Consider the following 11,837-nt stretch of genomic DNA (forward strand, 5'->3'; position numbering starts at 1 on the left):
ACTGACACGATTGCCGCGCGGTGCTACCTTGGGCGGATGGCCAGGCAACTGTTTGTGAACCTTCCCGTCCGGAATCTCGATAAGACCGTTGAGTTCTTCACAGCGCTGGGATTCTCCTTCAACCCCGACTTCACCGATGAGAACGCCACCTGCATGATCGTCAATGACGGCGCGTATGTGATGCTGCTCGTCGAGTCCTACTTCAAGACCTTCACCTCGAAGTCGATCGCCGCGACGGCGGACACCGCCGAGGCCATCTTGTCCTTTTCGCTGGAGAGCCGCGAAGCCGTGGACGGGGTCATCCGAACGGCCCTGACCTCCGGCGGCACGGCGTCGGAGGAGGCCCAGGACTACGGCTTCATGTACACGCACAGCTTCCAGGACCCGGACGGCCACCTCTGGGAAGTCTTCTGGATGGACCCGGCCGGTCCGCCCAAGGACGCCGCCCTGTAGCTGCTTCACTCCCGGCGGCCTGCGCCGCCGGCGCGGGTACGCTGGCTACATGGCTGGACATGTGTGGCTGCTGCCCTTGAAGAACCTCGACGACGACGCCCGGGCCATCAAGCTGGGGGAGATCGCGCTGCTGGAGCTCGGTGAGGGGCAGCAGAGGTTCGTTGGCGAGCCGCTGCGAATGATGCTGATCGCGCTCGAGGAAGAGTCCCGGCACCCGTTCGCCGTGGATGAGAACGGCACCGCCGTCGGCGTGCTGACGCTCCAGGCCGGTGCCGCAACCCTGGCTGGCTGGCCCGACGACGACTCCGTCTGGCTGCTGCGGGGCTTCCTGATCGACCGGCGGCAGCAGGGCCAGGGCCTCGGCACCCTCGCTGCGGAGGCCGCAGTGCGGGAGGCCGCCAAACTGACGGCGGGCCTCGGCAGCGGCCAGGTCGGAGTCGCTCTCTCCGTCAACGAACTCAACCCCGGCGGCCTGGCCGCCTACAGCAAGGCCGGTTTCGAGGACCGCGGCCGCTACGAAGGCGGCGACGCCGGCCCGCAGCGCATCATGTACCGGGCATTCTGATCCAGGAGTCCTGGGCCGCGCTGGTATCTCGCCAGCCCTAAGGGGCCTTGCGGGCGACAAGCCGGACCAGCGAGGCACGCAGCGGCCGGATCACCCAGACCAGACCAGCCGCGATGAGGACGCCGGCAATCCACAGGACCAGTGGCAGCGGGATTGCAGGGCTAGTGCTGGCCGCCTGTGCCGTGGTGGCGGCAGGCCCGGGTGTTGATGAAGGAGCCGGGCTGGCCGTGGCAGCCGGTGCCGCGGTGGCAGCCGGTGCCGTGTCGGCGGCCGCGGCGTCTACGGGGGCAGCTGCTTTGACCGGGCCGGCAGCGTCGGCGACCGGTGACTCGGCCCGCACTGCAGCCTGCGGCTGCACGAAACCACCAGAGGCCCGCGCAGGAACGACGGAGGGCGCGGGGACATTGCGCGTGGTCGGCCGGACTGTTTCGGCGTGGCTGACGGGGGCCTGTTCATTTTGGGCCGGCGCCGGTGCGGGAGCCTGTTTCACGGGAGCCGGGGCCGGCGCGGGGGCTGGCTTCACGGGCGCAGGGACGGGTGTCTGGTCTACCGGCGTCTGGTCGACTGGTGCCGGGGCGGTGATGTCGATGTATAGCGACGTTTGGGTATTCGGCCCGTGTCCCGGAGCCGTTGCGGTGACCTGTGCCCGGATCTGACGGCCCTGGTCCGCGGTCACGACAGTATAGGTGGCAGCGGTGGCTCCGGTGATCGGCCGGCCGTCCTGCTCCCACTGGTAGAGGAGGGTAATCGGCTCACCGTCGGCGTACCAGCCGCCGCTGCCTTTCACGCTGAGGCTGTCGCCGACACCGGATCCGCCGGACAACCACATCTCATCTGTGGGGTGGATATATCCGCGGGTGACAACCGTGGATGTGTTTGACTTCGATACGCTGCCGTTGCCTGGCTGGCCGCCGGTCACCTTGAGGGTAACCACTTTGCCCAGGTCGGCAGTCCTGATCTTATAGCTGTCGGTGGTGGCTCCCGCGATGTCCACCCCATCGGCTTGCCACTGCAGGGCCACAGCGTCGGTCGACCACTTACCCAAATCGTCGACGTCCAACGTAAATCCGACCCTGGTCCAACCCGACACAGATGGGGCTTCGCCGGTGACGACGATGGCCGGCGAGGATGTATACACGGCCGTGTTGGTTGCACGGACCTTGGGCGACGGTTGGGTGGTCGTTACGCCGTCCTCCAGCCCGGTGGCGGAGCCCGTCACGCGCAGGGCCAGGGACCGGCCGTCGTCGGTCGCCTCGATCTCATACGTCTCGCCGTCGGCGCCGGGAATGACGATCCCGTCCCGCAGCCACTGGTACTTCAGTGTTTGGGCCCGTTCCCATTCGCCAGCATACGAGGTGAGGGTCTCACCCACTGTGAGGATGCCGGAGAAGGTTGGGCGGTCCACCGCCCGGACCGCGGACCCCCGGCCAAAGTCGCGGCACCGCTGCCCGCTTTCGGAGTCCCAGCAGGCAGAAGTGGCCTCTGCTGGACCCGCGAAACACATTGCAGACAAGATTATGGCAGCACCGGCGGCAGAAGCCGCGCGCGCAAGAGTTCCCATCAACATTTCCCCCAAAGAATGCCCTCGCCGTGTGCGGGAAGGGACCAAGGCAAATGATACAAGACAGTCACATCGGCTCTGGTCCACCTCGAACAATGCGGAGAAAGTACTGCCGTACGACGCAGCCGCGATGACGGCTCCGGAACGGCAAAGAGTCCGCCAGGGCGACCTACGTAAAGCCGAAAATCACAGCTAACCATGACTACCAGCCGGACTGGCGCCAATAGGAAATGGGCTAGAAGCGCCGGTGGGACCCGCCAAAGGATCGGTGACGCATCGGTACTTGACTGGATCGCTGGTCTTCGGCCCGGTCGCGGTAGTAAAGAAAGGTCAGGAAGGCCGCCATTAGAATGATCGCAGCCACGCCTATTCCTACGATCAACAGAACAACATCCCCGGAAACCTCGGGCGTGTCCAGGGACGCCATTGGGTTCATAGTTTTATGCAACTCCGAACCCTGTCCAGGCACAAGCAGTTTCTGATGGGGGCTTTGCTGACGTAGTCACGACGAACTACGCGACCTCTCTTTTGGCCATGCGGAGATGGGTTATAGATCCGACTGATCGACCGCTCAATCCGCAAATAAGTGCCGGGCAAACGAAAACGGCCCTCCTACCGGGATCGGTAGGAGGGCCGTTTCTGTATCTACGTTCTTGCTGACTTTCTGCGGACCATGCCCGGTTCAGCCGCGTGATCTAACTAGACGCCGTAGTAGAGCTCGAACTCGTACGGGTTCGGGCGCAGTGAGAGCGGACGGATCTCGTTCTCGTACTTGTATTCGATCCAGGTGTCGATCAGGTCCTGGGTGAAGACGCCGCCGGCCTGCAGGAACTCGTTGTCCTCGGCCAGTGCATCCAGGGCCTCCTCGAGGGTGCCCGGAGCCTTGGGGATGTCCTTGGCTTCTTCGGCAGGGAGCTCGTAGAGGTCCTTGTCGATCGGAGCCGGGGGTTCGATCCGGTTGCGGATGCCGTCGATGCCGGCCATCAGCTGGGCGGCGAACGCCAGGTACGGGTTAGAGGAGGGGTCCGGCGCGCGGAACTCGATGCGCTTGGCCTTCGGGTTGGAGCCCGTGATCGGGATACGGATACCGGCGGAGCGGTTGCCCTGCGAGTAGACCATGTTGACCGGAGCTTCGAAGCCCTTGACCAGGCGGCGGTAGGAGTTCACCGTCGGGTTGGTGAAGGCCAGGACGGCGGAGGAGTGCTTCAGCAGACCGCCGATGTACCAGCGGGCCATGTCGGACAGGCCGGCGTAGCCCTTCTCGTCGTAGAACAGCGGCTCGCCACCGTTCCACAGCGACTGGTGGCAGTGCATGCCCGAGCCGTTGTCGCCGAAGACCGGCTTCGGCATGAAGGTCACGGACTTGCCCCAGGCGTCGGCGGTGTTCTTGATGACGTACTTGAACTTCTGCAGGTCATCAGCCGCGTGGGTCAGGGTGGTGAACTTGTAGTTGATCTCAGCCTGGCCGGCGGAGCCGACTTCGTGGTGGCTGCGCTCGACCTCAAGGCCGGCCTCATCCAGGGCAACACACATGGCGTCACGCAGGTCGGCCTGCTTGTCGGTGGGGGAAACCGGGAAGTAACCGCCCTTGATGGGGGTCTTGTAGCCGAGGTTTCCGCCCTCTTCCTCGCGGCCGGTGTTCCAGTGTGCTTCCTCGGAGTCGATCTTGTAGAAGCTGCCCTGGGGTGAGGACTGGTACTGGACGTTGTCGAAGACGAAGAACTCGGCCTCGGGGGCGAAGAACGCGGTGTCGGCGATGCCGGTGGAAGCCAAGTAGGCCTCTGCCTTCTCGGCCACGCCGCGGGGATCGCGGTGGTACGGGTCACCGGTACGCGGGTTCACGATCGAGAAGTTCAGCGCAAGGGTCTTCTCCATGCGGAACGTATCGAGGAACGCCGTCGTGACGTCCGGGATGAGCTGCATGTCAGACTCGGCGATGCCCTGGAAGCCGCGGATCGAAGATCCGTCGAACAGCTGGCCGTTAACGAAGAAGTCGGCGTCAACGCTCTTGGCGGGCACGTTGAAGTGCTGCTGAACGCCAGGGAGATCGGTGAAGCGGATATCGACGAATTTGATGTCTTCGTCCTTGATGAACTTGAGGACTTCGTCCGCAGTCTTGAACATCTATGCTCCTTACGCATATGAAAAATCTGGCCGTCAGGCACATTGGTCCAGCGCAGTCCAACAAGCGGGGAAGCAAAAAAGTTCCCCCGCTTCGCAGTCGCTAGCAACTGTTACCACCCTAAGGACATGGGATTTCCCCGCAGTGTCCGCATTGTTTCAGGGAGGTTACAGAATGCCCTGACACGTAAACGCTAGTCGCCGGTCCACACTGTGGCCTATACGGTCCACAGTGTGACACCCTACCGCCCACACTGTGGACATGCGAGAGCCGATAAGATTGGAGGGTGGTTGATCGCAAAGACATCGGTTCATGGCTCACCGGGCCGGACACATCCGGCATCTCCAGGTACCCGGGGGAGCGGCTAGGACTGCCCGACGCCGGGCCGGGATCGATCGCCCGTGCCGGCCGGCGCATTCTCGCGATCTGCATTGACTGGGGCATTGCGCTGTTGATCAGCAATTTCGCCTTCGCCGGCGATTCTTGGGCCACCCTCGCCGTGTTCGCCATCGAGCAGACCCTGCTGATCGGCACCCTCGGCTACAGCATCGGTCACCGGATCGCGGGGATCCACGTGGTCCGGCTGGGCGGAGGCCCGGCGGGCCCGCTCGCGGCCCTCGTGCGGACGCTGCTGCTGTGCCTGGTCATCCCTGCCGTCATCTTCGACCCGGACCAGCGCGGCCTCCACGACAAGGCCATGAATACCGTGCTCGTCCGGATGTAGCTTTCATTCGGGTCCCGACGGCGGATCCCCGCCAGTTGACGGAGGCCCGACGGCGGACTGTGCAGGCCCAGCATGGTCAGCGACGGCCAGACCCGGCCTGATCCCCGTCAAACCGCTGTGGAAACAGTGTCGTCGTCGCGGTCCGAAGCGTCTGAAACTTCGCTCTGATCGCTTCCCTGTGTCGCAGCCCCGGCGCTAGTGGCATTGAGGTGACCGCGGCGCCCGGCCCAGCGTTCAAACCAGACGGTTGCGAAGGGGACGACGGCGGACAGGCCCGAGAGCAAGGCAACCCGGAATGGCCAGCGAAGCTTCGCCCACAAGCTCAACGCCGCGATTGCGTAGCCGATGAAGAATGCCCCGTGGATCGGACCGGCAATTTCCACGCCGAGCTCCGTCGTTTTGGTCACCCATTTGAGCACCATGCCGAACAGCAACGCCGCCCAGCTGAACGCTTCGGCGATGGCCAGCCCCCGGAAAATACGGATCATCATGGCGGTCGGTGGGAATGTCATGTGCTTCTCCTGGTTCCTGGCATCCATCGGTAGATGTCCGGCGGTAATAAAAACGCCCCGGCTGGCGGCCTGAGGTGGCCGTAAACCGGGGCGTTTCTGCGTTACTGGTTGCTGCGCTATTGGGTGGCGCTGCGGGCAGGGCCTAGCGTCCGCGGGCCGCCTTGCGGTCCGGACGTGCCTTGTAGGGATCGATGCCCTTCGGGATGGGCAGGCGGCCGCCGAGCGAGGAAATGCGCTTGGACACGGCGCTGACCTCGGTCTTGGTCAGTTCGCCCTTGAGCTTGTTCATCTTCCTGGCGATCTGGCTGAGCGGGACCTGGCCCTCGCCGCGGCCGCTCTCGATCACGTGGATGGTGACGTTGGGCAGGATGCGGGCAAGACGCTTGCGCTCGGCGTCGACCAGCGGCTTGACCCGGTTGCTGGGGCCTTCGCTGACGAGCACGACGCCGGGACGGCCGATGGCGCGGAAGACGGCGTCCTGCGTGCGGGGGTTCACGGCTACGGGCTGGTCCTCGGTGATCCAGCCGCGCTTGAGCGTGCCCAGTGCGGCACCCGAAGCGCCCGGCTGGTCCTCGATCTGCGCGAACGCGGCACGCTCGGCGCGGCGGGACAGGATCAGCGTGGCCGCAAGGGCACCCAGTGCGATGCCGATGATCAGGCCGGTGATCCAGTTTTCGAGGAGGAACCCGACCAGGAGGCTGACTGCAACAACACCCAGGAAGGCCAGCAACATCAGCCACGGAACCATGGGATCGTGGCGGCGAGTCATCTGGAAGACTTCGCCGATCTGCTTCAGCCGGCTCGGCTTCTTGGCCTTTGCTGCCTTGGGCTTGCGGGAGAAAAGTCCGCGCTTCGGAGCATCGGAAGCCGGGCTGGAGTTGCTGGGATCAGGGGAATTCGCCATAGTGCCTTAATTCTACGTGATGGACGGCCAAGGGCCGGCACCGGATGACTCCGGTGCCGGCCCTTGGCCGGAAGGGTGTTAGAACGGAATTCAGGAATGGGCTGCGAGCAGCGAGCTGGCTTCCTGGCGGGTGCTGCCGGAGCTTTCGATGTGTGCGAGTTCGGCCGGGATTTCCCAGCCCTTCTTGCGCATTGCGGTGGCCCAGAGCCGGCCGGCGCGGTACGAGGAGCGCACCAGGGGCCCGGACATGACGCCGAGGAAGCCGATCTCGTCCGCCTCGTTCTGCAGGTCCACGAATTCCTGCGGCTTGACCCAGCGGTCCACCGGCAGGTGCCGCTCGGACGGGCGCAGGTACTGGGTGATGGTGATCAGGTCGCAACCGGCCTCGTGCAGGTCCCGCAGCGCCTCGGAGATTTCCTCGCGGGTCTCGCCCATGCCCAGGATCAGGTTGGACTTGGTCACCATGCCGAGCTTGCGGCCCTGGGTGATGACGTCCAGGGAGCGGTCGTAGCGGAACGCCGGGCGGATCCGCTTGAAGATCCGGGGCACGGTTTCGACGTTGTGGGCGAAGACCTCGGGCTTGGAGTCGCAGATCGCCTCGATGTGCTCGGGCTTGCCGGAGAAATCGGGGATCAGCAGTTCGACGCCGGTGCCCGGGTTCAGCTCGTGGATCTTGCGGACCGTCTCGGCGTACAGCCAGACGCCCTCGTCAGCGAGGTCGTCGCGGGCCACACCGGTCACGGTGGCGTAGCGCAGCGCCATGGCCTGGACCGAGCGGGCCACCTTGGTGGGCTCGAACATGTCCACGGGCGAGGGCTTGCCGGTGTCGATCTGGCAGAAATCGCAGCGCCGGGTGCATTCGGAGCCGCCGATCAGGAAGGTCGCTTCCTTGTCTTCCCAGCATTCGAAGATGTTCGGGCAGCCGGCCTCTTCACACACCGTGTGGAGGCCTTCCTTCTTGACGAGGTTTTTGAGCTGGACGAACTCCGGGCCCATCTGGACCTTGGCCTTGATCCATTCCGGCTTACGTTCCACCGGTGTGGCCGCGTTTCGCTGCTCAATGCGCAGCATCTTCCGGCCTTCTGGTGCCAGTGTCACAGTAGAGCTCCTTCTGGGGTTGCAACTAGGGCTTGTTCATTGTTGCGCAGTTCTTCGGTGATCCGCGACACGAGGTCCGCCGGGGTGACGTCCCTGCCAAGTTCTTGGGCGATGGTGGTGACTCCGGCGTCACTGATGCCGCAGGCAATGATCTGGCCGTAGGGGGCGAGATCGTTGTTGCAGTTGATCGCGAAGCCGTGCATGGTGACGCCCTCGTTGACGCGGATGCCGATGGCCGCGATCTTGCGGTCCGGGCCTTTGGCGTCCTGTTCGATCCAGACGCCCGCGCGGCCCTTGATGCGGACGGCGTCAATGCCGTAGTCCGCCAGGACGGCGATGATCACGGCTTCCAGGCGTTCCACGTAGTCGCGGATGCCGGCCTTGTTCTTCAGCTTGATGATCGGGTAGCCCACCAGCTGGCCGGGGCCGTGCCACGTGAGCTTGCCGCCGCGGTCCACGGCCACAACGGGAGTTCCGTCGAAGGGCCGTTCGTGGTCTTCGGTGCGCTTGCCGGCGGTGTAGACCGCGGAGTGTTCGAGCAGCAGTACAGTGCTGGGCGCGGTGCCCGCGAGGACTTTTTCATGCAATTCGCGCTGGATGTCCCAGCCGCGCGTGTAATCGATGAAGTCCGGGGCGAGACCCAGCTGTTTGAACTCAAGAGTCATGGCATCAAGCTTAGACCCAGCCGCACCTAGCGCCCGTTTGTGTGCTTAAGCTCTCATGCCTGTGGATAACTTCTGCACGATTCAGCGCGATGGGCTATTTCTTGGGTTATGAAAGATCTCCCTGCCGTGGGCAGCGCCGCCCCCGAGGTTCCCGGTTACGATGTCGGACGCCTGCTGGGGCGCGGGGGCACAGCCGCCGTGTGGCTGGTGACCGACAGGTCAACGGGCCGGGAATTCGCCCTCAAGTGCTTCGACACCGGGGGAGAGTCCGGGGAAAACGACGGCGGAACCCCGGACCGGGACGCTGAAGAGGCCATGCGCCGGGAAGTTCGGATCCTCTCGGCGCTGGACCACGACCACCTGCTCCGGGCCCACACCGTGCAGCGCCTCCGCGGGCCGCGGTCCGGTCCGAACGATCAGGAGGCCCTGGGCCTGGTGCTGGAGTATGCGCCGGGGGGATCGGTTGCGGACCTGGTCACGGGCCGTGGCCGGCTTGGTGCGGGCGAGACCGTCACAGTCCTGACGCCCATTGCCCAGGCCATTCAGTACCTGCACTCGCATGGCTTCACCCACGGCGATATCTCGCCGGGCAACGTGTTGTTCACGGCGCACGGGAAACCGTTGCTGGCCGATGTGGGCGTAGCCCGGATGGTGGGCGACGCCGGAGCAGCGTACGCCGCCGGGACCGAGGGCTTTTCCGATCCGGCGCCGGTGGATGCCGTCAGGGCGGGCCTCCAGCCGGAGCGGGACGTCTATTCATTGGCGGCCCTGGGCTGGTATTGCCTGACGGGACGGGCCCCGGTCCCGGGTGCAGGGCGGCCGCCGCTGCCACTTCTGGTGCCGGAGGTCCCGGCGGCGCTGGCCGCCGCGCTGGAGTCTGGGCTCAACGAAGACCGGCGGAATCGGCCCTCGGCCGCCGAACTGGCCGCCGCGATTTATCGCAGCACAGTGGCGGAGCCGGTGGACCTATCTGTCACTGCCCACCCGAGCGTGGCACCGCACTTGCTGACCCGCCGCACGGTGCCCCGTAGCGCCGGGGAGCGGCGGGCCGAGCGGCTCCGCGGGTGGTTGCGCCGGCCCTTCGTGGGCCGCGCGCCCCTGCCGGGACGTGCTGCCATTGCGGCACCCGCCGCCGCCCCTGGCCCGTTCAACGACGCGGCCTCGGACACCAGCGAAGACTCCCTCGCGGACTCAGGTTCTTGCGACCGCATAGGCTCCTTCGCCGGGGAGGGACTTTTGCCGGATGCGGGCCCCGCGGCAGGCACCGCCGTGGCCGAAACGGTCCTTGCGGCGCCGGCGGGGGCGCATGCCAGGACGTCCCCCGTCTCGACCGCGAGGCACGCCGCCGCCGGGCCGACTGCGCGGCACTCCGCCGCCGGGCCCAGCACCGCGCCCGTGGCCGGTCGCAGCACTGAACACAACACGGTGCTGCGGGTAGCGGAGGAGCCCCGTCGAGGGACTGTGCGAGGCGCCCGCGCCGGGGCCCGGCCACGCATCCGGCACGGCAACGCGTTCGGCGTCGGGCGCCGTCGGGGCCGCCGGAAGCTGTGGGCCGGCGCGGCAGTCACGGTGATGCTGGTGGCCGGTCTCTGTGCTGCCTGGCTGCGTCCGGGCGGGGGACTCGCGGAACTTTTTGCCGCATCGACGCCGCCCACATCGACGCCGCCCGCATCGACGCCGCCCGCGGCAGCACCGGGTGTCGCCAACGCCGGTACGGATGGCTCCTCCCGCGGCGCGGGGCCTGGCAATCGAGGGACGGGCAGCGAGGGGCCCGGCAGCGGGACAGCCGGAACCACTGGCCCGGCCGCTGCCAGCATCCCAATCGAACTCCGGGAGCTTCTGGAGTCGGCAGACCCTGGCCAAGCGGTCCGGGGACTTGCCGCCCTCCGCTCGCTGGCCTTCAACTCCGGGGATCTGGATCTGCTGCAGGAAGTGAACGTCCCGGCATCGGCCGCGGCGGACGCGGATGCCAAGATCGGCGCCCGGCTGGCGGCGGCTGGACATGTCCTGTCCGGGTTCGAGACCACGCTGGCGCGGGTGCAGACGGTTGCGGACGGCGGCCCGGACCGGACAGTGGTGGCCGTCAGTGCCGTGTCCCCGCCGTATCAGGAACGCGATGGCGCCGGTCAGGTAGTGGCTGAGGCCCCAGCCGGGAAGGAGATCAAGCTGCGGCTTGTCCTGGCGAGCATTGACGGGCGGTGGCGGATTGCGCAGGTCCTCGCTGGGGATCCGGCGCCTGGCTAGAGGGGTCCGGCTAACTCCCTCCGGCTAGTCCCGGCCGGCCACCCACGCCGCGGCCTCGGCGAGTGACGGGTGCTGCCATTCAAAGCCGGCTTCGCTCAGCAGCGCCGGTTCCATCCGCTGGCTGGCGAGCAGCAGTTCTTCGGCCAGTTGGCCCATCACCAGCCGCAGGACCGGGGCGGGTACCCGCAGCACCGCCGGCCGGTGCAGCGCCCCGGCCAGCTGGGCGATCAGGGAGTTCACGTCCGCGGTTTCGGGGGCGCTGACGTTGACCGGCCCGGACACGGGTGCCGAGAGCAGGAAGGAAAAGGCGCCGGCCACATCGGGCAAGGTGATCCATGGCCAGTACTGCTGGCCGTTGCCGAGCGGGCCGCCGACGCCCAGGCGCAGCAGCGGCAGCAAACGGCCAAGCGCGCCGCCGGAGCGGCTCAGAACGACGCCGGTGCGGGGCGTGACCACGCGGACCCCGGCCGGCGCTTCATTCGCCGCGGCTTCCCAGTCGACGCAGATCCGGGCCAGGGTGCTGTTCCCGGCCGGCGCGTTCTCCCGGAGCACCGCCCCGCCGGCGTTGCCGTAATAACCGGAGGCCGACTGGCTCAGGAACACCGCAGGCGGCGCGTCCTGCCGGGTCATCGCCGACGCCAGGGTCCGTGTCGCCCCCAGCCGGGAGCTGCGGAGTTCGTTGACACGTGCCTTGGTCCAGGGCCGGTCGCCGATTCCGGCGCCGGAGAGGTTGACCACCGCGTCCGCGCCCTTCAGGGCGGTGTCGTCGATCCGGCCGGCGGCCGGGTCCCACTGGAACTCGGCCGGGGACACGGGGGCCCGCCTGACCAGGGCCACGACGTCGTGCCCCTCGCTGCGCAGCGCGCTCGAAAGGGCAGTTCCGATCAGCCCGGAGGCCCCGGCAATAAGGATTCGCATGATCCATCTCACCATGCCCGGCACGGCCGCGAAACTCCCGGGCCGACACGACCGTTGTGGCTATGATCGAA

Annotated in this window: 11 protein-coding genes; 4 read left to right on the forward strand and 7 right to left on the reverse strand. The window is 66.6% G+C overall.

Annotation, left to right across the window (positions count from 1 at the left end):
- Positions 1-36: 36 nt before the first annotated feature.
- Together AC1DKQ_RS12645 and AC1DKQ_RS12650 are read left to right on the forward strand one after the other, a co-directional pair.
- Positions 37-453: a VOC family protein gene (locus tag AC1DKQ_RS12645; protein ID WP_476919160.1), complete on the forward strand. Its 417-nt coding sequence runs from the start codon at positions 37-39 to the stop codon at positions 451-453.
- Between the two features lie 49 nt (positions 454-502).
- Positions 503-1,018 (forward strand): GNAT family N-acetyltransferase, encoded by a 516-nt coding sequence (locus AC1DKQ_RS12650; RefSeq protein ID WP_476919161.1) that lies wholly within the window; start codon positions 503-505, stop codon positions 1,016-1,018.
- Between the two features lie 37 nt (positions 1,019-1,055).
- On the opposite strand, the gene AC1DKQ_RS12655 is transcribed toward AC1DKQ_RS12650, so the two are convergent.
- Together AC1DKQ_RS12655 and glnA are read right to left on the reverse strand one after the other, a co-directional pair.
- Positions 1,056-2,423 (reverse strand): hypothetical protein, encoded by a 1,368-nt coding sequence (locus AC1DKQ_RS12655; protein WP_476919162.1) that lies wholly within the window; start codon positions 2,421-2,423, stop codon positions 1,056-1,058.
- An 855-nt stretch (positions 2,424-3,278) separates the two neighbouring features.
- Positions 3,279-4,703, reverse strand: a complete 1,425-nt coding sequence (gene glnA / locus AC1DKQ_RS12660; protein WP_476884855.1) for a type I glutamate--ammonia ligase — start codon at positions 4,701-4,703, stop codon at positions 3,279-3,281.
- A 284-nt stretch (positions 4,704-4,987) separates the two neighbouring features.
- Here glnA and AC1DKQ_RS12665 point away from each other — a divergent pair, with 284 nt between their 5' ends.
- Positions 4,988-5,425 carry an RDD family protein gene (locus AC1DKQ_RS12665; RefSeq protein WP_476919163.1) on the forward strand — a complete coding sequence of 146 codons (438 nt, stop codon included), beginning with the start codon at positions 4,988-4,990 and terminating at the stop codon, positions 5,423-5,425.
- A gap of 107 nt (positions 5,426-5,532) precedes the next feature.
- Here AC1DKQ_RS12665 and AC1DKQ_RS12670 read toward each other — a convergent pair whose 3' ends face one another.
- The 4 genes from AC1DKQ_RS12670 to lipB form a co-directional block, all read right to left on the reverse strand.
- Complete coding sequence (locus tag AC1DKQ_RS12670; protein ID WP_476919164.1) at positions 5,533-5,937, reverse strand: DUF3817 domain-containing protein; 405 nt, start codon at positions 5,935-5,937, stop codon at positions 5,533-5,535.
- Between the two features lie 142 nt (positions 5,938-6,079).
- Positions 6,080-6,841: a DUF4191 domain-containing protein gene (locus AC1DKQ_RS12675; RefSeq protein ID WP_377988149.1), complete on the reverse strand. Its 762-nt coding sequence runs from the start codon at positions 6,839-6,841 to the stop codon at positions 6,080-6,082.
- A gap of 90 nt (positions 6,842-6,931) precedes the next feature.
- Positions 6,932-7,939 (reverse strand): lipoyl synthase, encoded by a 1,008-nt coding sequence (lipA, locus tag AC1DKQ_RS12680; protein ID WP_476884852.1) that lies wholly within the window; start codon positions 7,937-7,939, stop codon positions 6,932-6,934.
- Positions 7,936-8,604: a lipoyl(octanoyl) transferase LipB gene (gene lipB / locus AC1DKQ_RS12685; protein WP_377988148.1), complete on the reverse strand. Its 669-nt coding sequence runs from the start codon at positions 8,602-8,604 to the stop codon at positions 7,936-7,938. Before lipB ends, lipA begins: the two co-directional genes overlap by 4 nt.
- Before the next feature lie 108 nt (positions 8,605-8,712).
- On the opposite strand from lipB, the gene AC1DKQ_RS12690 reads away from it, so the two are divergent.
- On the forward strand, positions 8,713-10,848 hold the full coding sequence (locus AC1DKQ_RS12690; RefSeq protein ID WP_476919165.1) for a serine/threonine-protein kinase: 2,136 nt from the start codon (positions 8,713-8,715) through the stop codon (positions 10,846-10,848).
- 24 nt (positions 10,849-10,872) lie between these two features.
- Here the strand turns inward: AC1DKQ_RS12690 and AC1DKQ_RS12695 are convergent, their stop codons facing one another.
- Positions 10,873-11,766 carry a TIGR01777 family oxidoreductase gene (locus tag AC1DKQ_RS12695; RefSeq protein ID WP_476884850.1) on the reverse strand — a complete coding sequence of 298 codons (894 nt, stop codon included), beginning with the start codon at positions 11,764-11,766 and terminating at the stop codon, positions 10,873-10,875.
- Between the last annotated feature and the right edge of the window lie 71 nt (positions 11,767-11,837).

The sequence above is a fragment of the Arthrobacter sp. 05L421 genome, assembly GCF_056397785.1.

Coding starts and splice junctions, on each gene's coding strand:
- AC1DKQ_RS12695 (WP_476884850.1), bottom strand. CDS start 11,766: ATGCGAATCCTTATTGCCGGGGCCTCCGGGCTGATCGGAACTGCCCTT.
- AC1DKQ_RS12675 (WP_377988149.1), bottom strand. CDS start 6,841: ATGGCGAATTCCCCTGATCCCAGCAACTCCAGCCCGGCTTCCGATGCT.
- AC1DKQ_RS12690 (WP_476919165.1), top strand. CDS start 8,713: ATGAAAGATCTCCCTGCCGTGGGCAGCGCCGCCCCCGAGGTTCCCGGT.
- glnA (WP_476884855.1), bottom strand. CDS start 4,703: ATGTTCAAGACTGCGGACGAAGTCCTCAAGTTCATCAAGGACGAAGAC.
- AC1DKQ_RS12670 (WP_476919164.1), bottom strand. CDS start 5,937: ATGACATTCCCACCGACCGCCATGATGATCCGTATTTTCCGGGGGCTG.
- AC1DKQ_RS12645 (WP_476919160.1), top strand. CDS start 37: ATGGCCAGGCAACTGTTTGTGAACCTTCCCGTCCGGAATCTCGATAAG.
- AC1DKQ_RS12650 (WP_476919161.1), top strand. CDS start 503: ATGGCTGGACATGTGTGGCTGCTGCCCTTGAAGAACCTCGACGACGAC.
- lipB (WP_377988148.1), bottom strand. CDS start 8,604: ATGACTCTTGAGTTCAAACAGCTGGGTCTCGCCCCGGACTTCATCGAT.